Annotated in this window: 23 protein-coding genes; 5 read left to right on the forward strand and 18 right to left on the reverse strand. The window is 30.1% G+C overall.

The window, feature by feature from the left end; genetic code table 11:
* Nucleotides 1–33 precede the first annotated feature (33 nt).
* The gene (locus tag Ollyesu_RS12120) at nt 34–714 is read left to right on the forward strand and encodes a DUF6090 family protein (RefSeq protein ID WP_279301486.1); all 681 of its coding nucleotides are present in this window, start codon (nt 34–36) and stop codon (nt 712–714) included.
* Between the two features lie 10 nt (nt 715–724).
* Here Ollyesu_RS12120 and Ollyesu_RS12125 read toward each other — a convergent pair whose 3' ends face one another.
* From Ollyesu_RS12125 to Ollyesu_RS12150, 6 genes are all read right to left on the reverse strand, one after another.
* Complete coding sequence (locus tag Ollyesu_RS12125) at nt 725–2,206, reverse strand: hypothetical protein (protein WP_279301487.1); 1,482 nt, start codon at nt 2,204–2,206, stop codon at nt 725–727.
* A gap of 642 nt (nt 2,207–2,848) precedes the next feature.
* On the reverse strand, nt 2,849–3,454 hold the full coding sequence (locus Ollyesu_RS12130) for a hypothetical protein (protein ID WP_279301488.1): 606 nt from the start codon (nt 3,452–3,454) through the stop codon (nt 2,849–2,851).
* Nucleotides 3,454–4,050 (reverse strand): response regulator, encoded by a 597-nt coding sequence (locus tag Ollyesu_RS12135; RefSeq protein ID WP_279301489.1) that lies wholly within the window; start codon nt 4,048–4,050, stop codon nt 3,454–3,456. Before Ollyesu_RS12135 ends, Ollyesu_RS12130 begins: the two co-directional genes overlap by 1 nt.
* 6 nt (nt 4,051–4,056) lie before the next feature.
* A complete protein-coding gene (locus Ollyesu_RS12140) occupies nt 4,057–6,180 on the reverse strand; it encodes a sensor histidine kinase (RefSeq protein ID WP_279301490.1) in 2,124 nt (707 codons plus the stop codon).
* On the reverse strand, nt 6,180–7,289 hold the full coding sequence (locus Ollyesu_RS12145) for a DNA cytosine methyltransferase (RefSeq protein WP_279301491.1): 1,110 nt from the start codon (nt 7,287–7,289) through the stop codon (nt 6,180–6,182). The genes Ollyesu_RS12140 and Ollyesu_RS12145 overlap by 1 nt, the downstream gene beginning before the upstream one ends.
* Before the next feature lie 492 nt (nt 7,290–7,781).
* Nucleotides 7,782–8,837: a serine hydrolase gene (locus tag Ollyesu_RS12150; protein ID WP_279301492.1), complete on the reverse strand. Its 1,056-nt coding sequence runs from the start codon at nt 8,835–8,837 to the stop codon at nt 7,782–7,784.
* Between the two features lie 240 nt (nt 8,838–9,077).
* On the opposite strand from Ollyesu_RS12150, the gene raiA reads away from it, so the two are divergent.
* The 3 genes from raiA to Ollyesu_RS12165 are packed head-to-tail and all read left to right on the forward strand — an operon-like array spanning nt 9,078 to nt 10,235.
* Entirely contained in the window at nt 9,078–9,377 is a 300-nt protein-coding gene (gene raiA, locus Ollyesu_RS12155) for a ribosome-associated translation inhibitor RaiA (RefSeq protein WP_279301493.1), read from the forward strand.
* A 4-nt stretch (nt 9,378–9,381) separates the two neighbouring features.
* Nucleotides 9,382–9,828: a hypothetical protein gene (locus Ollyesu_RS12160; protein WP_279301494.1), complete on the forward strand. Its 447-nt coding sequence runs from the start codon at nt 9,382–9,384 to the stop codon at nt 9,826–9,828.
* Nucleotides 9,829–9,881: 53 nt separating this feature from the next.
* The gene (locus Ollyesu_RS12165) at nt 9,882–10,235 is read left to right on the forward strand and encodes a DoxX family protein (protein ID WP_279301495.1); all 354 of its coding nucleotides are present in this window, start codon (nt 9,882–9,884) and stop codon (nt 10,233–10,235) included.
* Here Ollyesu_RS12165 and Ollyesu_RS12170 read toward each other — a convergent pair.
* The 10 genes from Ollyesu_RS12170 to Ollyesu_RS12215 form a co-directional block, all read right to left on the reverse strand.
* Nucleotides 10,228–10,605, reverse strand: coding sequence for a DoxX family protein (locus tag Ollyesu_RS12170; RefSeq protein ID WP_279301496.1), 378 nt, complete (start codon nt 10,603–10,605; stop codon nt 10,228–10,230). The genes Ollyesu_RS12165 and Ollyesu_RS12170 overlap by 8 nt on opposite strands.
* Nucleotides 10,606–10,738: 133 nt before the next feature.
* Nucleotides 10,739–12,463: a hypothetical protein gene (locus tag Ollyesu_RS12175; RefSeq protein ID WP_279301497.1), complete on the reverse strand. Its 1,725-nt coding sequence runs from the start codon at nt 12,461–12,463 to the stop codon at nt 10,739–10,741.
* Between the two features lie 334 nt (nt 12,464–12,797).
* Nucleotides 12,798–12,938: a hypothetical protein gene (locus tag Ollyesu_RS12180; protein ID WP_279301498.1), complete on the reverse strand. Its 141-nt coding sequence runs from the start codon at nt 12,936–12,938 to the stop codon at nt 12,798–12,800.
* Entirely contained in the window at nt 12,925–13,284 is a 360-nt protein-coding gene (locus tag Ollyesu_RS12185; RefSeq protein WP_279301499.1) for a hypothetical protein, read from the reverse strand. The genes Ollyesu_RS12180 and Ollyesu_RS12185 overlap by 14 nt, the downstream gene beginning before the upstream one ends.
* A 65-nt stretch (nt 13,285–13,349) precedes the next feature.
* Complete coding sequence (locus Ollyesu_RS12190) at nt 13,350–13,733, reverse strand: hypothetical protein (protein ID WP_279301500.1); 384 nt, start codon at nt 13,731–13,733, stop codon at nt 13,350–13,352.
* 26 nt (nt 13,734–13,759) lie between these two features.
* Nucleotides 13,760–15,181, reverse strand: coding sequence for a hypothetical protein (locus Ollyesu_RS12195; RefSeq protein ID WP_279301501.1), 1,422 nt, complete (start codon nt 15,179–15,181; stop codon nt 13,760–13,762).
* 37 nt (nt 15,182–15,218) lie between these two features.
* Nucleotides 15,219–15,785, reverse strand: coding sequence for a hypothetical protein (locus Ollyesu_RS12200; RefSeq protein WP_279301502.1), 567 nt, complete (start codon nt 15,783–15,785; stop codon nt 15,219–15,221).
* 167 nt (nt 15,786–15,952) lie between these two features.
* Nucleotides 15,953–16,690: a LytTR family DNA-binding domain-containing protein gene (locus tag Ollyesu_RS12205; protein WP_279301503.1), complete on the reverse strand. Its 738-nt coding sequence runs from the start codon at nt 16,688–16,690 to the stop codon at nt 15,953–15,955.
* Nucleotides 16,691–16,694: 4 nt separating this feature from the next.
* Nucleotides 16,695–18,881 (reverse strand): tetratricopeptide repeat protein, encoded by a 2,187-nt coding sequence (locus tag Ollyesu_RS12210; RefSeq protein ID WP_279301504.1) that lies wholly within the window; start codon nt 18,879–18,881, stop codon nt 16,695–16,697.
* Between the two features lie 16 nt (nt 18,882–18,897).
* Nucleotides 18,898–20,964, reverse strand: coding sequence for a tetratricopeptide repeat protein (locus Ollyesu_RS12215; RefSeq protein ID WP_279301505.1), 2,067 nt, complete (start codon nt 20,962–20,964; stop codon nt 18,898–18,900).
* Nucleotides 20,965–21,449: 485 nt separating this feature from the next.
* Between Ollyesu_RS12215 and Ollyesu_RS12220 the strand changes: the two genes are divergently transcribed.
* Nucleotides 21,450–22,064 carry a hypothetical protein gene (locus tag Ollyesu_RS12220; protein ID WP_279301506.1) on the forward strand — a complete coding sequence of 205 codons (615 nt, stop codon included), beginning with the start codon at nt 21,450–21,452 and terminating at the stop codon, nt 22,062–22,064.
* 74 nt (nt 22,065–22,138) lie between these two features.
* Here Ollyesu_RS12220 and Ollyesu_RS12225 read toward each other — a convergent pair whose 3' ends face one another.
* Both Ollyesu_RS12225 and Ollyesu_RS12230 read right to left on the reverse strand, forming a co-directional pair.
* Nucleotides 22,139–23,050, reverse strand: coding sequence for a hypothetical protein (locus Ollyesu_RS12225; RefSeq protein WP_279301507.1), 912 nt, complete (start codon nt 23,048–23,050; stop codon nt 22,139–22,141).
* Between the two features lie 104 nt (nt 23,051–23,154).
* Nucleotides 23,155–24,900: a hypothetical protein gene (locus Ollyesu_RS12230; protein ID WP_279301508.1), complete on the reverse strand. Its 1,746-nt coding sequence runs from the start codon at nt 24,898–24,900 to the stop codon at nt 23,155–23,157.
* Nucleotides 24,901–24,942 lie beyond the last annotated feature (42 nt).

Genomic DNA, 24,942 nt, shown 5'->3' on the forward strand with positions numbered 1-24,942 from the left:
GCGTTTAATACAACAAGATTTAACCTTATTAAAATGAAAGGAGTAAAGAAGTATATTTTATATGCTATTGGCGAAATTATTTTAGTAGTTGTCGGAATTCTTATTGCTGTTACTATCAATAATGCTAACGAAAATAGAAAAGCAGACAACCAATTAAATAATATTTTAAGTACCTACAGACAAGATATTATTACAGATTCTACAATTGTCAATCAAAACCTAAAGCTTTTAAATACAAAAAAAGAGTTATATACATTATTTTTAAATGACACTGTAACTGTTGAAGACTACAATAAAAATCCAATGGGTTATGGGCTTATAACGACACATAATCCGTTTCAATTACAAAAAAGAGGCTATAAATTACTTTTAGATTACACAGATAACAATACTAGAGAAACGGATAGTTTAGTATTGCAAATTATTGGAACACATCAAGTATTTGATAACTTGTTGTCGCAATCGCAAGAACGAATTAATAAAGATATAGACGACAACTTATTCTATTTTAAAAATAATAAGTCTTGGCTAAGTGATTTGCTTACCGAAAATATAACATCAGAGATTAATGCGTATTATTTAAGTAAGGATTACAAAAATAGATTAGCCTTACATCAGACCTTTACTATTAATAATTGGATGACTTTCTTACAATATTATCAAACGTCTGCTAAAACAATTTTACAGCAGCTAAATACTAGATTAGAAGAATAGCTATACGCTTTTAATAATAAGATAGTTCATTAATTAGCTTGCCATTTTCAAAAAAATCAAAATCAATACCATAGTCTAAAACACTATTTGGATAGTATCGTTCAAAATCTAAACTATATTTTTTCCATCGACCATCTTTCAAATCATTTTTACAGGCTCCAAGCAGTAATATTTCATCTGTAAACGTTGACCTTAAAGTGGCCTCACCATTTTTAATATCAGACGTAAAAGTAGTTGTCCAATAATCGCCAACTGTTCCATTATATTGGTACAATCCATCTTTTAAACCATCGGTATAATTTTCTTTAAATTCAAGTTCTCCAAAAGTAGAGTAGGTTTTAAATTCTCCATCTTTATTTCCGTTAGCATACTGTCCTTCTAAGGTTACTTCTCCAGAAATTTCATGTATATCCTTATATAAACCATGTAGTTGACCAGATTGATAGGTCATCACTTGTAAAGGCGTTTTATTAAAACCATAATGGGTAATTGTCCCATTTTGTGTTTCAGAAAAATCATAAACTCTGGTAAATTTTGTAAGTTGATCTGCCATTACAATATAACGTCCTTGTTTAGGAATATAGTTTAAACGGTCTTGACTTGTCTCTGCATAAAATGCTTGGCAAGCCTTTTGTTTACTAGTAGATGTACATTTAGTAAAACCCTCTAAATTAGGACTATAATAACCATCTTTGGAATTTAATATAGTGCCATCTAATGTATAACGTTTTTCAAGATCCTCTTTTTTAAAAAAAGCGGTTTGACCATTAGGGTAAGAATATTTAAAAAAGGTAATAGCATTTTCTTTTTTATAAAAGTAATTATTAATCAAACTAGGAGATCGTAATAGATTAAGTAATTTAGATTTTTCTACATAATCATCATAGTTTCCTAAAAGGATGTAATAATCAAAAATAGCCTTTAAATAGGTTTTACCATTTGGATAAAACTGTTCAAAGGTCAAACGCCTTGTTTTATAGTTAAAGGATAAGGTTACTTTTTTTTGGCCAGTATTATAATAAGACGTCCCAGTGCTAAAACAGTCTACTTGTTTTAATTTAGGATTATAAGTAACCTCTTCTATAAGCTGTCCGTTACTATTGTAGCTGGTCCAAACACCAGTAGGTAAGTAGGTATGTACTAAGTTAGTATCTTTTATGTATGTTAGATGTTGTAAAGGCTTACCATTGGTATGAAACTTTTTAATACTATATAATTCTTCATCTAGCGTATTAGTCATCTGTATTGTTGCTAAAACCGTTCCGTCCTCATCAAATGCTTCAAATGAGGTATAAATATCATTTTTTATAATGCCTTTACTACGTATGGCACCATCAGGAAAATAATGTATTTGTTCTGTTTGTTTTTTATCTAACTGTTGTTTGGTTGTTTTAATAGCACCATTTTCAAAATAGAGCTCTGTATCAAACTCTTGAGCCATACTAGAAAAGGATATAAAGACAAAACCAATTAATTGTAATAGTAATTTCATGTAACACGCATATTTGGGATTTAAAAGTAATTATAAAAATTAAGGTCTCTATAATTTATTTATGATAAATACTTACTATTAAAATGAATTGATTAAATATCAATTGATATAGCACAAATTGAAAGTGAGAGGTTATTCAATAAATTCTATTTTACATACTATTAAAAATACAGATTAAGTATCTGTGTTTTTAATACAACTTGAAAGTAGGAAGTATAATGAATTTTCTATTTTACATAATATAAATTATAGTACATTTATATAACAAATTGGCGGATGCTTGCATTTTACATAATTGCAGATATAATAACACGCTAGTGTTTTATATCGTTAGCCATTATGTAAAAGCCAATTTGTGGCTTCGTTAGAATAATTTAGATGTGTAGCTATAATTCTATACTATATAAAATATCTCAAAGAATTTAGTACTAACAATCTACTTTAGGGCTTGGATTTTTAAACAGTATCGTTTTGTTTTTATATAAATTGAATATTCTGTACAATTGTGCAAGATTTTATAAATACGCGATTCTCGTGGATTAAAAATTTTAAACACTTATTCTAATCTGTTGAAAATTGTTGTTCCGACATATAAGCAAATTATGGTTTTATTAGAATAATATAAAAAGGTTTCTTACATAATTAACTTAAATCTGCTATAGATATATTACTCCCTTTTTGAACTAATCCATTTCTATTTGCAACTAACATAGCAGCTCCAAATATGTCATTCTCATAGTTATCAATATGCTCATTATATTTTGATTTCATCATTGGTATTATATCATCAGTTGACGTATTTGTAAAAAATAGTTTCATACCATAATTAGCACATTCAATGTAAGGACTCATATTAAAACCCCAAACTTCAAATTTATCTTTGTAACCTATATAGCTTAAAACTCCATTATTTATTAGTTCATCTCCGAGAACTTTTCCAGTGAGACAAGAACAAGTGTAAAAAAGTGTGTTTTTAAATTTATCTATATTAATTTTTGTTGATATGTATGGAATGTTTCCATTTTTCACTAACTCATTTTCTCCTCCGTGTGAATATGCTAATAAAATAAATTTTTCTAAAGGTTCTGTAATAATAGCAACTGCAACTTCATTTATTTTAGAGCTGCCATAATATGAAATATTTAATGATGAATCATTTAAAAATATGTTCAAATCCTCATAGCACATGTTAAAAAATAATCCCAAAGCTTCGTCTTGATTATCAAAAAGACCAATTATATCAACCATTATAAATTCTCTTTTTTACGCAATAATAAGTCGATAGTTAGTGAATTTAGCTTACTTGAAAATTCTTTACCAATTGGTGTTTGAAGTCTGATTTCTTTTAATATTTCGTTTAATGTATATGATTCTCCAGATGATGTGAAGTAAATAGGTTTGTCTTTATCGGATTCATTACTAATTATCCAATCTTCAATTATATTATCGAGACTATTTTTTAAGTTATTATATGCTTTATCAACTATTTGCATAGCTTCTTCTAAAGAACAATCTTTACTTAAGAAACCAAAAGCTCTATTATTAATAAAATCGCTAAATTCTTCATTAGTTTGATTTATACCGCTCCAAAGGATAACAGGAATCAAAGTCGAGCTGTTATGAATCTCTCTTAATAGGTCGTGACCATCCATATTATCATCTTTAGAAAACTCAATATCTAATAATACAATCAAATTTATTTCTAGATTATTTTTGATATAATCGAGTCCCTCTTGTGGGTTAGAATAAAACTTAACATTTTTAAATTTATCTTCTAATGTAAATAATAAGGGATGCTCTTCAATCTCTTTATTATCATCTATTATTACAAAGGTTACTTCCATTAAGAATTATTTTTTAAATGGTAATGTGATTTTAAATGTTGCACCTGTTGGACGAAACTCATTCTCTATTACTTCAATATTTCCCTGCATAGCTTCCACTCTAGTTTTAACCATATACAGTCCCATTCCTGCACCACCTTCCTCAGCTGTGTCAGTATAAAAAATATCAAAAATTCTATGTTTATCTTTCTCCTTAATTCCTATTCCATTATCTGAAAAAAGTATGGTCACTTTGTCGCTAGATGTTAAACTGCTACATTTTATTATTTTTTCATTATTATTTTTTAAAGCTTTAATTGAGTTAGAAATCAAGTTATCAAAAATATCTTCTATTGCTTTTCTATTGTAATTAAGAATTAGATTATCCTTAATTTCTACAATTGTTTTAATACCTTCTTCATTAAGCCTATCAACATAAATATTATCAAACAGATTAACTATTAATTCTTTTAGGTTAATTTCTTCTAGTTCAGTATCCGATTTAGCATATTTTAGCATAAAATCGACACCCTTTCTTAATTTCAGCATTTCTTTATAAATGCTTTTTGAAATACTAATAAATCTATCCTCTAAATTTGGATTAGGATAATTGTTATAAAAATATTCAGCTCCAGTCAGTATATGACCTAATGTATGCTTAGTCATATGTGAAAACATTGCTGCGTAGGTTTGTAATGAAACCAAACTCATAAATAAGTTTTCCTGTTGTTTACTTTCTTTTTCTAATTTTGAGTAATCTTTAATACTTTTTGTTACACTACCTTGAATCTTACCAAGATTTGCTTCTATACTTCTAAGTTTGGCTTGTACTTTTGGAGAAGCTTCTTTTTTGACTGATGCTATTTCTTTTTTTAGTGTTTTGAGGTCTTGATTTGCAACACCTAAACTTGACTTGGTGTTTTCTCTTTCAACTTTTTTTACATTCTTAAAATAAGATTCCAACTGAACAATTTGCTCAATGATAAACTTTCTTAATTCTTCCCAAGCTTCATTATCAACAAACCCTTGTCTATTAGTTGATTCTATTATCTGAGGATTATTTTCATCTGTTATTTCTACGTAACCAAGCAAATCTCTAGTGCCAAATCTATCAAAGAAACCAGACCACCTTCTTTTATCAATACCAAGTATATCCTTTTGTTTGTTTTGGTCAGCAACATATTCAGCAAAAGGTGTGGTAATAATACCGTCCCTATATATTTTAATGCCATCAATGTCGGAATTGAAGTATTTTTTATATTTACTTTTTGCAGCTTGGTCAAAATAGTAAAGTGTAAGTTTCAAAAAGCCACAAGGTCTTTCGGGAACTTTTATTTTATTAAGGCTTCCCTTCTTATATTGTAAAATTTCTTGAACTCCTTCCTTTTTATCAAATGTTAATTCAACCTTTTTTGTAGCAAAATCAATTAATTGTGTTTTTACTTTAACATTATTAAAATCCTTATATGGGGACTTTATAGTAATATTAAAGGGATATGCATTTGTTTTACTTGGATTTGGAGGAACTAATTTAGAAAGTTCTTTAAATGCTCTGTTAATGTCATTTTCAGTCCAAATTTCATTTACTTGAGAAATTTCTAATGTTGTTCCTTGGACTTCTTTATCTCCTTTATCATACCAATATTTATTTTCAACATCAGTAAAAAAAGGTTTTTCATCTTCAAAATTTAATTTTAATTGAGAATCCTCTAGTTTGGAATAATAAGACCAATCAGTCTCAAGACATAAAAGTTCGGCACTATTCTTTTTTTGTGTTCTAAGGACTAATTTATCTCCAAGTTTATCAACAGCAAATCTACCTATACCTTTTTTTCCTGCAACTTTTCTTTTGTGTGGTGCTGGAGATAATCGCTCTCGTCTTTTACTACTAGTTCCGATAACCATCCATTTGTTTTTAATATCGGAAAATTGCATTCCTATACCGTCATCCTTAATAATTATCTTTGAATTTGGAGTTAAGGGATTGATATCAATAAATTCTACAATAACATTTTCAGCATTTGCATCATACGCATTTTTGACTAGTTCAAACAATGCAGTTATTCTGTCAGTTATGAGTTCTCTTCCTATTAGTCGATAAGCACTAACATCAAAGTTAAATTTGATTGAATTTTCCTTTTTTAATGACATTAACTCATTTCATTAATTTGTTCAAATAATGCTTTTGCTAGCAACGGAGGAACAGCATTCCCGATTTGCTGTTGCATATACATCAAGGTTCCTTCAAAAATAAAATTATCAGGAAAGCTTTGTAACCTTGCTGCTTCTCTAACTGATAAACCTCTATTCTCAAAAGGATGTATTAGCATATTTTTTCTATAATTAGAAATCACTACTGATGGTTTTTTAGAGTCTAGTCGTTTATAAATACCTGAATGACAATTATTTTTATCAGAATAGTTTTTCATTAAATTATCAGGAATTGCTTTCCAATTTTGACCTTGTTTAATATACTTATATCTTTCTAAAACATAATCTCTATTTCTAGATACATAATTTTGAAAAGAGAAATCTGAATTTTCTCTCATTTTATCAGCAAATTCATTATTTGCTAATCCAGAATAAGGTAGCGAATCTATAAAATCTCCATTTTGCAAAATTGGTAAATCCAAAATGGCATCTGCGACAGTATATTTATTAATTGATGCTTCTGGAAATCTAAACTTTATTCCATTTTTATTTCCAACCATAAAAAATCGTTTCCTATCTTGAGGAACTCCATAATCTGAGGCAGTTAATACATCAAAATTTACAGTATATCCCAGATTTTCAAGTCGTTTTTTTAGCACTTTTACAACTTTCCCTTTTTGGAAACTTCTAAAACCTTCTACATTTTCAAAAACACACCATTCAGGTTCTAACTCTTCAATAAACCTTAAGAATTCTTCAAATAAGCTATTTTTTTCATTACGTGCATTTCTCGTAACTGTATTTGATAAAGAAAATCCTTGACAAGGTGGTCCGCCAAACAAAACAAATGGGTTTTTAGAAATTAGTTTAGTTGGGTTAACTTTTCTAATATCCTCTACAATTACTCTAGATGACTTATGGTTATTATTAAAAGTATCTGCTGCATACTTATCATTTTCAACAGCAAAGGAAATATTAATACCAGCCATTTCAGCACCAAGGCTCATACCTCCTGCTCCACTAAAAATATCACAACCAAGTGTGGAACTAATTATATCTTTATTAATATTTAATTCAACTGGTATTTCATTTTTAATTAATGTGCTCATTTACTTTTAAAGTTTTACATGCTTTAAATCTTTACATATTTCTTTTATTACTTCATTAGGGTCTAAGTCTAATGCTAAAGCAATAAGATAAAGCTCATCGACTTTCAACTTTGCTTTTATAATTTGATAACTCACTTAACTTAATTATACATAGTCCAGTTTTTTAGCAACATCAGAACGATTTAATGATTTCCTTGACAAATACAAACCTAATTGAGTCATTTTTTATTTTTTTAAAACTATAAATTTAAAAATAAGAAATATCTTTCTGACTTTCTAAACTTCAAATTTAAATATTGTCCGAATATAAGAACATTTGTTCTTACTATTGAATATTTTGTTTAGATTTTCCATTACACACAAATTCCACTACTCTCCTATCGTCACTAAGTAAAAAACGTATTTACTCGCTCTTTTCCTATTTGATAAATAGGTACTCGTAAACCGCAAGCGGTTTCATGAACATCGTAAAGAAAGTATTGAAAATATATTTCAACGCTTCTTAGTCTTACGCAAAATCTTCACCACACGACTATGTGTAATCTCTAACAAATTCCATTGGTAGCCTTCAAAATCAGTGGTATTCATAAATTGTACAACCACTGCATCAATATCTTTATGGTATTCTGCTAGACATTGGTAACCTGCTGCCAATCCACCATGATTAAACTGGTACAGTGAGCTGTACAATTTCATTTCGGCTTTATTAAGTAGTGTACCATCAATTAAAGCTCTTAAAAAACTACCAACATCTGCTGCAGTTGCTAGCATCATGCCTTCATTTTGGGTTTTAAAGTCCTTATCTACACCAACATAATAGCCACTCATGACATCGTCTAAATTAACGTCATCCATTGATGCGTAAGTATTTTTTAGTCCCAATGGATTTAAAATTTCGGTTTTAAAATAGTTAAATCGTGGACGTCCTGTCACGTGCTCAATAAGTCTTGACAATAATAAATAATTGGTGTTGGAATAGCCATAATCTGTATTAGGCTTAAAGTTGGCTGGTTTATCTAGCACGTATTGAAGCACGTCTATATTAGTATTGGGTTGGTTGCTCCAAAACTCTGGACTATCCGTAAAGTTTGGGATGCCACTTCGGTGTTGTACCAGCATGCGTATGGTAATGTCTTCTGCAAATTCTATTCGTCCCACCAGTTCTGGAAAATAATCAGCAACCGTTTTATCTAAGTCTATACGTTTTTGATGGGCTAATCTAGTAACAGCAACCGCAACATACAGCTTACTAATACTGGCTATTTTAAATAACGCATTGGGTTTAGCTGGTATTTTTTGTGTTGTATTATGGTAACCTGCTGTATAAGTTGCTGGTGGTTTTCCGGCTTCGTCCACATAAACAATAACACCATCAAAACCATAGCTTAACGTTTGGTCGACTTGCTCTTGTACTGTATCTGGTAAGGGTAAAATCCACGCTTTTACTAAAATCCATGGGACAAACCATAAGGACACAAACGTCCCAACAAATAATAGAATTCTGAAAATCTGTTTGCCTTTTGAGGGTTTTGGTTTGGTTTGTGTCATGATATCTTAAAATACTAATTTTTACGGTCTTTCTATTTATAGATCAAATATATTTAGGAGAACACGATCTAAAAATTGTAATTCACCCAACTGTAATATAGTATGGATGTATTGAAGTTTTGCTTCATTATCGAAAAATACATTCCTAACCTTAAATTTTAAGATTTATTTATGCTAATATATTATTAACGTCCATGGATTTACTTGATGCTATTAGTATCTTGTATAAAAATACATTCTATGAGTAAAATTATATTTGAATACCACGATGTTACCGCTAGCGATAGTCTAGAGGCTTACACCACAGACCGACTAAACAAACTATTTGAACGCAACGATTTTGTAATACGAGCAGACGTGTTTTTTAAAACAGAAAATACTGCAACAGCAAACATGGTAGCTAGCATCAGATTAAGTGCACCTGGTCCAAGACTATTTGCAGAAGCAGCACACGATAATTTTAGAAGTGCTGTTACAGAATGTGTGGACGAGCTACAACGTCAACTAGCCAAACGAAAAGAATCTTTAAAAACGTATTAAACCTATGAACTCTATAAGTACCAGTAACAACCAAATACAATGTTTTTATTCTAGCGGAACCCCTTTTAGCGATAAATTAGAGGCGTTTTTAAAGTCTACTAAAAAAGATACCTTAGCTATTGACATTACAAAAACAATGCCTTCTGACACCATGTGGCACGACATTGCAGATAAACTAAATACAAGTTTAAAAGACTTAATAGCATTGGATGACATCCAAGAGACGGACGATAGTACCTCGTTTTCTGAAGAAAGTTTAGTCAAAATATTAGCTAAAAATCCAAAAGCGTTAAAAGGTGCTATTATTATTGAAAACGACACTATTGCACACATCACTAACTATACAGAGGTTTTAAAATTTTATGATGTGGATTCAGCAGGTTTAGAAAAGACATTCCATACAGACCAACCTGTAAGTAAGTCTCAAACAGACGATGATACTTTCGTATAGTCTATTATACTACTATTTAATCTTTAAGAACATTTTGTAATGCACCAAAAACTTTGAATATACTGGTAGCTATAATATGGTTTACAGGTTTAGCATTTGTGTTTTTTGGTTTAAACTGCTTTTACTCGTCATTTATAATTAACGAGTTTAAGCGTTATGGTTTACCAAAATACCGCAGACTTACTGGTTGGCTTCAATTGTTGGGTGCATTTGGTTTGCTTGTAGGACAATACTATAGTAAACTACTCCTATTTGCAGCAGCAGTAGGCTTATTTGTATTGATGCTTTCTGGTTTTATTGTAAGATTGAAGATTAAGGATAATGTTATAAAATCGTCACCATCGTTTATTTTTGCTGTTCTAAATTTATTAATTGCAATTAAGGTATATACTAACTACCTTATCTAGTTAATGCAATTATAACTACGTTTAATACCACAAATAAAAAGGCTGGAAACGACATATATAAAGGGTCTTTTATTTTAATGTGCATAGCTATAGATCCTAAAAGTAACAACGCTAATCCAGAACTAGCAAGTAACGTGACACTATTAAATTTAATAGATACCAATAGTAGCAAGGCTAAACTAACTTTTAAAAATCCAATGCCATAACAAAACGATTTTGAGAGTCCATAAGCTTTAAACTCTTCTACAATGTTGTCAGCATTTCCGCCTCGCCATTTGGTTTTTTTATTTGGCTGAATAACCCAAACATTTATAATGCTTAATGCTACAATAATTTTTAAGGCAATTACTATATAGTCGGTTGTACTCATTTTAATTACGATTAGTTAATTAAATAAAATTAAGCCTTTTTTGTAATTTGTTTATGGTTATTAACAAAAAATTAAACATAATAACTATTTTAAGTTAAATAATTACAGATTTTATACTATAACGATAGTGCCATTACTGTAAGCTATCGTTAACATAAGCTCCGTTTTTGTAAATCAGTAATTCTGTTTCGACATCGTGTTTTGCTGGTTGCTCTTCTGCAAAAATATATTGTACCTCCTCTATTCTACTAGTCACTTCTAAATTGTAAAATTTAGAGGATGTTATGGTCGATGCGTCTGTAATTAAATTGCTAATAGTTTCATTATAAAAACCATTGCCTTCTTCATCATAGGCTTCGGTTTTGTTATAAACTTCAAAGTCTTTTAATAGAGGTCTTAGTTGGTCTCCTTCCCTATTAAATAGGGTTAATCTGTTAGAACTATAAGGGTTTAGAGGATTATCTACAAAACTATACACAGTTACACCAACTGTTTCTGATTGCTCAGAAATTTTATACGGTTGATAAGTGGCTTCAATACTAGAGAGTTTTTCAGCATCAGAAGTCCAGCAATTTTCCTCAATATATTTAGCTTCAATCGTTCCAGTCATAGCATTAACTAACAATATATAAGCATCCAAAACCAAGTAATTATAGGTTTGTCTAGCAATTTTTGGAATCACTACCAGTTGTTTGGTTTCTGATACGTTTTCGGAACTAAAAAAATCCTTGTAGATATCGTCTTGAGTTATATTAAGCTCTTGTAAAATACTGTCTAAATGGCTGGAAGGTTTTATTGTACCATCATTATCAATTATAAAGTCTTCAGTAACATCATTTTCTTCATCCAACCAATAATAGGTTTTTGATATCCTATTATCCTTAATAGTAGAACTTATTACTTGTTGGCCTTCTGCAATCTCGTCATAAGCAATAATGATATGGTCAATAAAATCACCATCTGCAGTATAATTAACAAGGATAGTTTCTAGTTCATGTTCGCCTTTAGCCACGTTATACACTATGGTTTTTAAATTATCAAATAGCTGAAGTCTATATGCTGGACTGACTTTAAAACTGTAACCAGCTGTAAAAAAATTAGGATAGATTTTACCCAATTGTAGTATGTTAGCGTCCTCTTTTGTTAATACCTCTGTAAGCGCTGTATTATTGAAATTAGTATCATCAGATAGTGGTATTTGTTTTAAAGGTATAGCGTCTGTTAATTGACTAAAACGGTTTAACAAAGTCACATCCTGTGCATCTTCTGCTTGGATGGTCCAATCTATTTTAACGGTTAGTCTTTGCAGTTCTACATTGTTTTTTAAATCAGAGTTTTTATCAATAACCACAAAAACCAGGTACAAAGGTTGGTTTATATCTTGAATTTGAATATTATAATTTTGGTCTAAATCGAAACTGTTTTCAACAAGTCGTGTTGCAGTATACGTCCCATTATTGAGTCGAAGTGAATTAAACATGTGTTTATCCATACTCTCTTGAAGCCAAGCGCTAGACGACACATCTGACGTATAGATACTTTTGTCTGCATTAAAGTAGGTTTCGGCAATTATATTGCCTAAGGTAAACTGAGGTTGTGAGACTAAATCTTCATTATTTAATGCTTTAAACATTAAGTCTTTACTATGGGACGCGTTAACTAGTATATAATTTGGTGTACTAAATTTAAACACTAAATTAAAAGGTGCTTTATCTAAAAATACCGTTCCGTTTTTAGGCTGAATATTAGTTCCGTTTTGCTCAATGGATAGCGCAACTAGATTTGGGTTAGTCGGTTTATTTTGTTGACAAGCACTAGTTAATAACCCAATAAAAAGAATATAAATGAAAGATTTCATTGATTTTAAGATTTAAATATTAAAATATCGTACCAAGTTAAAAAAAGACGTTCAGCAATAAACAGTAAAATAACTATCGAGACCATTAATAGACAACGTTGAAGCGTGATAGATATAGATGGTATTTTTTGTTGTTTTGTATTGATTCCATAATTTAAACTAAAAAATAAAAGTGCTGATAGTATAGCTCCGACAGATCCAGCGATCTCTAAATAAAAATACGCAAAAAAATAGATGGGTTCTTTAAAAATCACAACGTACAAATACCTGATTAATATGTTTAATATAAATAGTAATATCAACCAAAATAATACTAAAAGTAGGTGTTTCATAACTATGGACAGGTCGTTACAGGATTTCCGCACAACCATTCTAAAGCTACCCATCCTACTGCATCTTTATATTCAATTTGCACCCAATCTGCGCATATATTTTTAATTCTTACAGGACCGTTTTCACCTTCAATTGTAGCCACCTCCACTCCCATCTTTTGGTGCATCTAGAAGTGTAATGTTTTTTCTAGTCCAAAATCCAACCGTAGATTGATGTATCCAACCGTCTACATTTGAAATTTCATATCCATAATAAACGCTAGAAATCTGGTCAATTTTTAACCAACCGTTATTGTAATCTGTAACCTGTAGCACAAATAAATCATCTTTATTAAGTTGAAGTACCACCTCTCCATTTGGTTCATAACGTACGTTAGTATTACTATTAGAATCATCTGCTAGTGCAACTTCAAATGGTACAAAAGTGCAATTTTGAGCACCATAAAACGTAGTAAATAAATAGAAAGAGAAGTAGATAATTATATTCATGATTTTGAACAATTAGGATTAGAAAAAAATAGCCTTATTAAACAATAAGGCTATTTTTATATAAATTAAGCAGCTTTTTGAACAACTTGCGTTAATTCTTCAAACGCCTTTTTTTGTGGAGCAGCTAATAAAGCTTGCTTGATAACACCTGCAATAATTTCGATGATATTTTGACGTGCTTTAACACTTTTTCCAAAGTAAGCATGCATCATTTTATTTGGAATAATGTAATTCACTTTTACGGTATTCTCATTTGTAAAGTATAGTTTGACTGCATGCATCCCACTTTTTTTAAGTACTAAGCACTGCTCCATTTGCCCATTAGCATCTGTTCTAATCTCCCAAATGTCGTACTCTTTTGAGCACGTATAGTCTGAATATTTTGATAAAAAAATGAGTAATTTGTCTAATGAGTTATACTCGTTGTTGATTTGTATTGTTGTGTTCATTATTCTTATGTTTTATTATTTAAATATTAAAAAGATCTAATTGGAAGTATATTAAATACAGAAACTGTTTTATCCATAGCTATTGGATTTGAGCCACCAAAAAAAGCGATATAAGCGTTATTATTACTAACTTCGGTAGAAGTCCAAACAGTACCAAAAAAAGCACTTCCTCCATTTGCTTGTACTGTTGGCCATATATAACTCTGATAATTAATATCTATTTCATTAAACTCATCTAAACTCGGTAAGTACCAATCATTAAATCCATTTAAATTTAAATTTGAAACTAGTTCTGCTGCTGTTCCTGCTGCACAAGCAGAAGAAGTTATTGCAACTGTATTTGTTGCTCCGGTACCGATAGCTGTACCAGTTGCTCCAGTATTAACACCTGAACAACCCCAAGCATTACTCATTTGATTATCAAGTGCGCATACTAAGCCATGATCATTATCATTAGGATCTAACCAAAAGATTATCCCTCCATAATTTAGGTCTCCTAATTCATTAACGTTAATCAGATTAATTGTTGCGACAGCAGTTTCTGTACTTACCGAATTATTAACAGTAATGTTTGCTGAAATTGTAGGATTTACTTCAAAATCAAACAGTGTTTCATCTGCTATGGTCAATTCTCCTGTATTAGAATTTATAGTTACAGTTCCTGCAGGTGATTGGGATGTGATACTGTAGCTTAAAGTACCATCACCTGCTGCTTGAACTGTTCCCAAAGACGTTCCAGTAGGCGAGTTTTCATCTATATTAGACATAAAATCTTGTATACTTAACTCATTAACATTATTTAAGTTGATTGTAGCCACTATAGTGTCGATGTTCCCTGAATTATCAACTTCGATGTTTGCTGTAATTACTGGGTTTACTTCAAAATCAAAGACAGTACCATCTGCTACTGTTAAAGCACCTGTATTAGCATCTATATTAACAGCACCTGATGGTGTTTGAGATACTATACTATAACTTAATGTCGCATCTCCTGTAGCTTGTACAGTACCTAAAACATCTCCATTACTTGGATTCTCGTCAATGGTTGTTGTAAAGTCTTGAACATTTAATTCGTTAACATTAGTAAGATTAATAGTTACAGTAGAGGTGTTAACTGCTCCATTTGCTGCTACTGTTGCAGTGATTGTTGGATAAGTTTCAAAGTCGAATAACGATGCATCTGCTACTGTCAATTCTCCAGTAGTAGCGTCAACATCCAAAGCATTATTTGGAGCTTGTGTAGTTATACTAAAGCTTAAAGCGCTTGTTGCATTACTTTGTACAGTACCTAAAACTTGCCCATTAGTCGGATTTTCGTCAATGGCGAGCTCTAAATCTTGTAAGTTAATTGGAGCTGCTGTAGGTGCATCGTCATCGTTACTACAGCTAAACACTGTTATAAATAAAGCTATTGTTAATAGGTTAATTAATTTAATTGTTGTTTTCATGTTATTGGGTTTTAATATTAATTGATAAATAGCGATTTTAATAATCCATTTTAACTAATTCACCACTAAGTGTATAGTAAAAGCGAAAAGTGGTTCCACCATTTTCAGGTTTTAGGTTAATGGCGTATTCCATTTTTGAAGCATCACCATTTTTAGGAAATTTGACTAAAGCAGTATATAACTTAGGGTTTTCAATACTTTTTTCTTCCGTTAATTTTTTTGAAGACTGCTCAATTAATTGACCAACTGTAGTCAGATTTATATTATCGTCTAATTGAAACATAAAATCTTTAGCCTGTGTGCCATCAGGTACTTCTAGCATCACTTCTGAACTTTGCGTCCAATTGTTTTGTAGTAAATTCCATTGTCCCATTTTCATGGTTTCTGGTGCGTCAGTAACAGTTAAAGACACGATGTTACCCATACGGTCATCATGACTAATCATTATGTCTGTGTAATAGGCACTTTCTCCAAATTCACTTTTTAATTCGTTTTCAATGTTTGCAAATCCTTTGGCATTGGCTGGTTGATTGCTGGTTCCGCCTCCACATGATAAGATGGTCATGGTAATTACTGAGGCTAATAGTACTTTAAAGTGTTTCATAATATCTGTTTTATAGTATCGTGTTAGTGTGTAGGTGATACTAATTTGAGATAAAACTAAGGTGTACTATCCTATTAATAAATAGCAAACCAATTTATGAGTCACTTGAAGAAATAAGTGTTGTATTTACGTCTATAAACGTATTTAGTGTTAAAATTTGGTTGTAATTATTTTTTATTCCATGTAAAAAGACGCTTGACAAAACTTTCTTTTTTACGTGTAGATACTGGTATTTTAATACCATTTTTTAGATAAATAGTACCTGATTTATCGTACTTTTCAATATACTTTAGATTAACGATAAACGATTGATGCGGTCTTGTAAACGAGTGCTGATTGAGTTGCTCTTCAAATTCTTTTAAAGATTTTGATGCCAAATGCTTTTTTCCGTTACTTAAATAAAATGTTGTGTAACCTTTATCAGATTCGCAATACATTAAATCTTTTAAATCTATAATCTGAAACGCGTCATGGAGCGATAGTATTAAGGTATCGTTATCATTATTTAATACTTGCTTTACTGTTTTAATTTGTTGTTTTTGAGTGGCAATAGACAAGTTACCTATCTTCTCTAAAGCTATTGTAAGCTCGTCTACATCTACGGGTTTTAACAGATAATCTACAGCTCCGATTTTTAAAGCTTGTAATGCATATTCTTCATAAGCCGTAATAAATATAACCTTAAAATTAAGATGTTCTGTTTGGTCTAGAAAGTCGAAACCTGTACCATCAGTCAGATTAATATCTAAAAAAATCAAATCTGGTTTACAGGCATTAGCAACCACTACTGCATCTTTAACAGATTCGCATTCGCCAATAATTTCAATATCTTTATCTATTAACTCTAATAAATTAATTAGACCTTTTCTAATATATTCTTTATCCTCTACTATTAACGATTTCATTATACTAAAATATTTTATGTGGAATTACTATAGTTACTATGGTCCCTTGCTGGTTATATTTTTTTCTATCTTCTATTTTAATAGAACCTCTCATTTTAAAGTGTTTTGATAACAATTTTAATCGCTCTGAAGTTATCGTGGTTGCTAATGATTTTTTATCCTTCTCAGTAATATCATCTTGCTGATTAATACCAATACCATTATCCTCAATAGTACAAATTAGTTCTTTGTTTATATATGATAGTTTTACATCTATTCTTTTATCTGTTTTTGGGTTTTTAAAAGCATGTTCTAACGCATTTTCTACAAAAGGTTGAATAAGCATTGGAGGCATCATAATTCTAGAAACATCAATATTATCAGCTATAAACACATTAAAATTGTAGTTTTGATTCTCTAAATTTTGAAGCGACAAATAGTTTTTTACAGCTTCTAACTCTTGGGATAATGACACCATTTTATCTCTAGAGTTTTCTAAAGTAGTACGCAATAGTTTTGAAAATTTAGACAAGAAACTTACAGACTTTTTCGCTTCTTTATTTAAAATCATACCTTGTAGTACAGACAAAGAATTAAATATAAAATGTGGAGTCATTTGAGAAAGCAATAAACGCTGCTCTATGACTATGTTTTTATTTTTAGTTTGAATATTTTTAAATTTTTGATAGAAAATAATTGATCCCAATAAGATTGAAACTAAAAGAAAACCAATGATAGCCCATAAATAATTTTGTTTGGATTTTTCCAAATCTTTATTTGTGGCAGTTAAAGTTTTTGTCAATGATAATTCTTTAATATGTGCTGAATCTAAAGCTTGTTTGTATTTGTATTCATACTCTAATTGAGTGATTTTCTCGATGTTTTCTTTGTTGAAAAGGCTGTCACTAACACGCTTGTAAGCTTCATGACTAGCTAGTGCTTTTTTATAATTTCCAATATTTTTGTAAACATCAAAAAGTAGATATTCTGCATTTATTTGATGGCTAAGTGAATTTAGTTTATCTGCTATTACTTTAGATTTTAAAGCATAGGACAACGCTTCTTTGTATTTTTTTTTGCTTAAAAATATATTTCCTAAGCCTCTATAAGCCTTAGATAAAGTGGATTGATTACCAGTTTTCAAACTTATAGCTTCAGATTTGCTATAACAATCAAACGCTGAATTTAATTTTTCTTGAGACAAATAGATATACCCTATATAATTTAAGGTAACCGCAACCATTTCCAAATCATTGATTTCCTCGCTTACTTCCAATGCTCTATTTAGAAAAGTATATGCACGATCATACTCTTTTTTACTGATGTATAAGGTTCCAATTCCAATATTTGTTCTACAAATACCACTCTTATTTTTATTTTTAATATTAATCTTTAAGGCACGATTATAATATTCTAAAGATTTATCTGGAAAACCTTCTCTTTCATAAATTACGCCTATGGTATTGAGGATGCTATACAAATCACCTGCTGAATCCCCATATTTTTCTTTAATAAATAAGGCTTTATTTAGGTAGTCTAAGGCTAACGGATAATTTCCTTGTCGTTTATAAAGATCTCCAATGCTGGCATAACACGAAGATATCATGTCCTTGTTATCTTGTACTTCGTATAATTTTAGAGCGTCCTTATAATGTTGTAATGATCTTGAATAGTTACCAAGTTTTAAATTAAGAAACCCCAAATTGTTAAAATCATCTGGACGATCTTTTTGCACTCCAATCTCTTCTTTCAGTTTTATTGCTTTTTCTAAGTAATCAATTGATTTTGCATAATCTTTATTTTGACTTGACACTGTTACTAATAACGTGTAACAATCTAAAATACCTTCTTTGAAATTAGCAGATTTATATAGTTGAAGCGCGTCTTTAAAATAATCAATACCGGCTTGCAAGTCACCTTGTTCTAATAGCAAAGATCCTTTTATATATAACAACCTTGCTTCTCCTTTTTTGTAATCTATAGTTTTCAGAACAGTTTCTGCTTGATTCAGATATGTTTTTGCGACTTTAACGTCCTTTTTGTAGTACTTAAAAGCTAATTCATTTAAAAGATTTATTTGTAAAGTATCATTTTCTTTATGAATTTCTAATCTATTTTTAAGACTATCAATCTCTTTGTTTTGGGCTAAAGCTAAAACATAGAAAGACATGAAGCATATAAAAAAAAGAATGAATTTATTTATGGGTTTCATTAAAACTGAGTCATTTTTAGCTTTCTGTTAGATAAGGAATAACTAAAGTAACTATTGTACCTTGTTCGTTATATTTTTTTCTATTTTCTATTTTAATAGAGCCTTCAGTTTTAAAATCTTTAGCCAACAATGCAAGACGCTCCGAGGTTATTGTGGTCGCTAATGATTTTTTATTCTGGTTTATAGTATTGCTATCTGTATTTATACCAACACCATTATCTGTTATTTTGCAAATTAATTTTTTGTCATGACAGGATAAATAAACATCAATTTTTTTATTCTCTTTTTTATCTCTAAAGGCGTGCTCTATAGCATTTTCAATAAAGGGTTGAATCAACATAGGCGGAATTTTTATAACCGAAGCATCGATACTATCATCGACCAATACTGAATAATTATAAGTATTATCTTCTAAGTTTTGTAATGCCAAATAGTTATTTACTGCTTCTAACTCTTGAGATAATAAAACGGTTTTTTCTCTTGAATTTTCTAAAGTAATACGAAGTAATTTAGAAAATTTTGATAGATATCCTACGGATTTTTTTTCTTCTTTACTTAAAATCATCCCTTGTAAAACTGACAATGAGTTAAAAATAAAATGAGGTGTCATTTGTGAACGTAACAACTTTTGTTCGATAATTACATTTTGTGTTTTAGACTTAGCATGCTTTAGTTTTAAATAGAATATAATTGAACCTAAAAGTAAAGCAACAACTAAAAAAGTAATAACACCCAATAGTAAGCTACGTTGTGATTTTTCTAAATCTTGCGAGGTCGCTTTTACTGTTTTTGTAAGTTTTAATTCCCTTTGGTTTGCAGATTCTAATGCTTGTTTGTATTTGTAATCGTATTCTAGTTGTGTAATTTTTTCAATATTTTCTTTATTAAAAAGGCTATCACTTTGTGTTTTATAGTCTTTGAATCGTTCTAAAGCGTCTTTGTAATTGTTTGTTTTCTCATATACTTTAGACAAATACAAATTAGCTTCTTTTTGAGTTACAGTTAATGATAGTTCATTTGCAATTTCTTTTCCTTTAAGCAAATTGTCAATAGCCTTTTGATTGTCCCCTAAATGGTAATAGATTACTCCTAATTCGGTGTATGATCCAGCGATTCCGCTTTTACTTCCCAAAGCCAAACTTACCTCTAGTGCTTTTTTGTAATTTTCTAAAGCAAGTTGAAAGTCTTCTTTTTCTAAGTATAATGCGCCTATACTATTATAACAATTATGTAATCCTTCTTTACTGTTTATTGTATTGCATATTGATAATGCTTTATTGTAATAGTCTAGTGCTTTGTTGTACTGCTTTTTAGATCGATAAACATACCCAATACCTATAAGACTTTTAGATTCTGATAGTTGGTTTCCCATTTCTTTATTTAGCTCATAACATTCCAAAAGATAGGGTAAGGCTTTATCATTCTCGTCAATACTAGAATACACTAAGCTAATGTTTAATAAAATTGCAGCACCAAAAATCTTATTTCCATTGTCTCGGTACCCTTCTAAACATTTTTGGTAATAGGCTAAGGCTTCTGTATGTCTACCTTGTTGAGTATAGACAAGCGCAAGATTACTAATTGCGTTATAGATTTTGTCCTCTTCGTTTAAACTATTATATATATCAATAGATTCTTTTAAAACCGCTTCGGCTTCAACAAATTTTCCTTGTGTATTGTATACAGCTCCAATATTTGATAAAATTGCAGCAACTCTATCTTGATTATTTAAACTTTTTTCAAGTTGAATAGCTTTATTGTAATACAATATTGATTTTTTGTAATCCTCTAAGAAACGACTAATGTTTCCTATAAGATTGTAACATTTTGCAATACCATTGGTATTATTGGTTGTAATCTCTAGACTTAGTGATTGATTGGCACTATTGGATGCACTTTCTAAATCTCCTTTTATTAAATAGTAATATCCTTTTTGATATAAACTTGTTGCTTCCCCTTTAGTAAAGCCTATGTGTTTTGCTAAAACACCTGCTTCATTTGCATATTTAATTAGTGAATCTTGATTAATACCGTAATATGTTTGAGCAATTGTGTTTAAGATATTAACTCTAGTACTATCCATTGTTTTATGGATAGATAACTGATTTTTGAGACTATCAATTACTTTATTTTGTGCTATAGTTGTACTAGAAATAATAAAACAACTAATAATAAAAAAAGATATTTTGAAGATTTTCATAAAAAACTAAAGAATAATCTGCTAATTAACAATTTAATCAATAAAAAGAAGAAAAAATTAAAAAAAGAAATAAGTGATTTCATTTTTGAATACTTTCAGACTATAAGTGCCAGGATTAAATTCATATTCGTTTGATACAGTTATTACTCCAGTATGTATTTAACAACCGCCAATTTACAACCCTAATTTATTTGAGTTTATATAAAATACAAGTATAAACACGTAATCCTTTTACATATTTATTGATTTGAAAATCAAGTATTTACACCTAATTCAATCATTAAATATTACCATAATTTTACCATGTTGTTAGTCAAAAACTAATTAGACTGGTAACGTATTATTAATCTTTTTAAAATCTTTTTATTATGGAAAATTTAAGTACAGTATTTGCAAATCCAGCAGCTAAGAGCACTGGTGTAGCTACAGATGGCGTGTCAGTAAATGCTTATGGACAAGGACAATGCTCTGGTGTAACGTACACAGTACCTGCACATGGAGATATTAAGGTTGGGTTTACTTTAAAAATGCAATGTGTAACCCCTAAAAATGTAGATGCTTTAGATGCATTAATCAGAGGAATGCTTTCTGCTTCTAACCAGAAAAAGTACGATCAACTTACAGAAAAAAGTTCTAGTGGTGGTCGTGGTTTCTTTTTATGGTTTTCTGCAGGAGGAAGTAGAACTTCCTACAAACAAACCACACATATCATGGAATCTTATGGTTTAACAAGAGAACAACAAACCAAAATTATTGATGCTATGGTAAAAATGGCAAACGAAGTAAACACGTTTACTTACAAAGGAACGATTAACAATGACAAATATGATTATTCAGTATCTGGTAGCTTATTTGGTATTGTTATGGATGCTACAATCCAAAAAGGAGAAAATCATGCTCAGTTACGCTTTTTAGCACCAAATGTACATTTAGATGGTAATGATGGTGCTTCATCTTTACCTTCTGTTGGTAAGTTGTATTAAGCTTTGGTAGATTCTCTAAACTAACAATTAATGGCATAAGCGAAACATTTTATAATATGTTTCGCTTTTTTTTGTTAGAAGCTTACTGTAATGAAGATATCATTAGAAAATAATTTCCTGCTACTATTAGTTGTATTTAATATCAAGTTCTGGTCTTCAGCTCCTGCTATTGTGCTGGTAATAATGAATAAATTTTGATTTTTAATATCCCTTTTTAAAATAGTAAAATGTCCAAGTGAGGTAAATCTATAACCAATCTTTAAATCAAAAAAAGTGTTACACTCAATATTTAGTCCGACGTTAAATTGCCAATTAAAGGGTCTAAATCTGTTTGTCTCTTGGTGAAGGCGTCCTGGACCCAAAGTATTATCTTGACTTATAATGCTATTATTAGCTCTCATAATTAATAGTATATGGTTAATTTCTGACCTTAGTTTTATAAACGACAAACCTAACCCAATACCAGTATCAAACGTAACTCTAGACCGATTTAGGTTACATTCAAGTAATTTATAATTTGCAACCACTTGTAATGCAGTACTACTAATTTTTGACTGTTGATTAAACGTACCAAAGTTATACACTAAAACATCGTTTGCTGGCACGTACTTTTCTTGAACATATACCATAGATGATGCATAGTCAAATCCGTTTCTAAAATGAGAAGCAAAACCTATAGAAAATCTTGGTTTTAAACTATAGAATAACTCTACACCCAAATAATTAGATGTAGTGAGTGTTTCATTATACACGCTAGTTTGATTATAAATTGTTTCTGATTGAATGTGAGTTGGAAAACTTGAAATATTCAAGCTATTGTTACCAGATATAGTAGGAAATGAAAGACCGTATTCTACTTTAAAATTAAGATTAGAGATCCAATCGTTTTTAAAAGATTGAGCAGAAAGTGATAATACATAAAAATATAAAACACCAACTATAACAGTTTTACTGTACTTGTTAGTTGCATTTTGAAGACAAAGCATAAAGCGTTTTTTTGTAATGGTTATGACAGAAAATATATAACAATTACAGCTTTGATTTACAAGTGTTTACACCTGATTTTTAAACGTTTGTATTCAATAATGTATTAGCCATTTAAATATCCATCAGTAAAATACTTGCTTAAAAACACATCTAAATTATCCGAAAATACTTTGTCTGCAATCTCTTCTGGAGATAAACCAAGCATTAAATCTGTTAATTGATCTTCACTAAAAAAAGTACAAGAATTTTGATCTACAGATATTACTCTAAAGGTTTTCCAATAGGGTCTAAAATTTAAAGTAATGGCTTTTGCAACTCGATGTTTAAAGTCATCTAAGGTATTAGCAGTATTAAAATGATCAAAAGGATCGACAATACCATCGTTATCGGATCCTAAACAAATAGTTTTCCAGGCGTCAATTTCTGCAATTAAGTTGTTAGGGTTATTAGCATTATGGTTTCTAATATTCTCCAAATTTATTTTAACGATATGAAACACATTGGTTAAAAACATCTGTGCATGCAATCGTTTTACAGATTCGTCTGGTTTAAATTGTCGCGTTAGTCCTTTATATAATTTTTTAAACTTCCCTCCTGGCATTCTACCATCGTGCATACAAACACCTATAACACCATCGCTTTCAAAAATGTCAATGATATCTTGATCAGTAATATTAATATCCCATCGACTAACATAAGATTTTTTGTCTAAGGTGTTAGTATCCTCACGTTGCGCAGCTTCATCCCGTGTTTTTATTCCATTTATGGCTGTATGACTACAAACTATTGGCACATGGTCTCCTGAAGCTTTTAACGACTTAATAATAGTTGCATAATCATCTCTAGATTGTAATGACATGTGCTTAGTATCTATTAAAATACGACTACCATTGTCTCTTGCAAGTAAATGGTTTTTAATTATAGTTTTACCAAATGATGTAATTCCTAAATCTAATCCATTAGTCTGATTAAAAACATCTGCAAAACCTGGAATAGTTCGATTTTTAGAATCTGCAAAACTCTTAGCATGTCCAGAAATTAAATTATTAAAGTGATGTGAAAATGTGATAAAAAGTGGTGTGTAAGCAAACTGATTTTTATCTTTTAAATTAGCCACATTATTAATAAAACTGGCTTTAAGTGCTGCTTTATCTGTTGCGCTTAAACTATCTATTGTCTTGGCATTAAACAAATTTTCATTTTTATATTTTGCTAATGCGTGCATCCCTTCAATAGTAATTATTCCAGCTATATTATTAGCATTAACGGTCTCTACATATTCCTGATAATTACTAACTAATCTAAACGTTGGCTTTTGAAACTTTACTTGATTTGGAGAACTACTTAAATGACTGTCTTCTATGTATTTGTATTCTTTTACAAAGTCGTCATTAAAATAATCTATATACTCTGTATCGTAAATACTTTTTAAATATTCATTCACCCTTTCTCTAGAAAATCCAGTTAAAATTCGGATGATTTTATTATCAATATGACGCTTTAATTGGATACCAAACACACGACTTAATACAAAACGCTGTTTTACAGTAGCTTTATCAAAAGGTCTATCTGGCTTTAAAAATGGACGTTCTGGTGGATAAATAGCTAAAAACAATAACCGGTTGTCACCTTCAAAGCAATCTTCAAGATTACTTTGTGTATAGGTTGCCATATCACGTACAAACAGGTTTATTGCCCATTTACGTGGACTAATACCAAGCCCAAAAAGACCTTTAAATAAGGCTTTTGTCGTCAGATTTTTTTTATAAGTCCAGATGTCTTTTATAGACGAATTATTGACTGGTTTTAATGATGGATGGCAATGTAAATCGCCTATTGGTTTTTTCATCTTAATAGATATTTAATAGCAAAATTATAGACTATTATGATT

This window comes from Olleya sp. YS (assembly GCF_029760915.1).
Taxonomy (GTDB): domain Bacteria; phylum Bacteroidota; class Bacteroidia; order Flavobacteriales; family Flavobacteriaceae; genus Olleya.

Bases quoted from the DNA above. Each gene is read 5' to 3' on its own strand.
- Ollyesu_RS12120 (WP_279301486.1), top strand. From the start codon at position 34: ATGAAAGGAGTAAAGAAGTATATTTTATATGCTATTGGCGAAATTATT.
- Ollyesu_RS12125 (WP_279301487.1), bottom strand. From the start codon at position 2,206: ATGAAATTACTATTACAATTAATTGGTTTTGTCTTTATATCCTTTTCT.
- Ollyesu_RS12130 (WP_279301488.1), bottom strand. From the start codon at position 3,454: ATGGTTGATATAATTGGTCTTTTTGATAATCAAGACGAAGCTTTGGGA.
- Ollyesu_RS12135 (WP_279301489.1), bottom strand. From the start codon at position 4,050: ATGGAAGTAACCTTTGTAATAATAGATGATAATAAAGAGATTGAAGAG.
- Ollyesu_RS12140 (WP_279301490.1), bottom strand. From the start codon at position 6,180: ATGTCATTAAAAAAGGAAAATTCAATCAAATTTAACTTTGATGTTAGT.
- Ollyesu_RS12145 (WP_279301491.1), bottom strand. From the start codon at position 7,289: ATGAGCACATTAATTAAAAATGAAATACCAGTTGAATTAAATATTAAT.
- Ollyesu_RS12150 (WP_279301492.1), bottom strand. From the start codon at position 8,837: ATGACACAAACCAAACCAAAACCCTCAAAAGGCAAACAGATTTTCAGA.
- raiA (WP_279301493.1), top strand. From the start codon at position 9,078: ATGAGTAAAATTATATTTGAATACCACGATGTTACCGCTAGCGATAGT.
- Ollyesu_RS12160 (WP_279301494.1), top strand. From the start codon at position 9,382: ATGAACTCTATAAGTACCAGTAACAACCAAATACAATGTTTTTATTCT.
- Ollyesu_RS12170 (WP_279301496.1), bottom strand. From the start codon at position 10,605: ATGAGTACAACCGACTATATAGTAATTGCCTTAAAAATTATTGTAGCA.
- Ollyesu_RS12175 (WP_279301497.1), bottom strand. From the start codon at position 12,463: ATGAAATCTTTCATTTATATTCTTTTTATTGGGTTATTAACTAGTGCT.
- Ollyesu_RS12185 (WP_279301499.1), bottom strand. From the start codon at position 13,284: ATGAATATAATTATCTACTTCTCTTTCTATTTATTTACTACGTTTTAT.
- Ollyesu_RS12190 (WP_279301500.1), bottom strand. From the start codon at position 13,733: ATGAACACAACAATACAAATCAACAACGAGTATAACTCATTAGACAAA.
- Ollyesu_RS12195 (WP_279301501.1), bottom strand. From the start codon at position 15,181: ATGAAAACAACAATTAAATTAATTAACCTATTAACAATAGCTTTATTT.
- Ollyesu_RS12200 (WP_279301502.1), bottom strand. From the start codon at position 15,785: ATGAAACACTTTAAAGTACTATTAGCCTCAGTAATTACCATGACCATC.
- Ollyesu_RS12205 (WP_279301503.1), bottom strand. From the start codon at position 16,690: ATGAAATCGTTAATAGTAGAGGATAAAGAATATATTAGAAAAGGTCTA.
- Ollyesu_RS12210 (WP_279301504.1), bottom strand. From the start codon at position 18,881: ATGAAACCCATAAATAAATTCATTCTTTTTTTTATATGCTTCATGTCT.
- Ollyesu_RS12215 (WP_279301505.1), bottom strand. From the start codon at position 20,964: ATGGATAGTACTAGAGTTAATATCTTAAACACAATTGCTCAAACATAT.
- Ollyesu_RS12220 (WP_279301506.1), top strand. From the start codon at position 21,450: ATGGAAAATTTAAGTACAGTATTTGCAAATCCAGCAGCTAAGAGCACT.
- Ollyesu_RS12225 (WP_279301507.1), bottom strand. From the start codon at position 23,050: ATGCTTTGTCTTCAAAATGCAACTAACAAGTACAGTAAAACTGTTATA.
- Ollyesu_RS12230 (WP_279301508.1), bottom strand. From the start codon at position 24,900: ATGAAAAAACCAATAGGCGATTTACATTGCCATCCATCATTAAAACCA.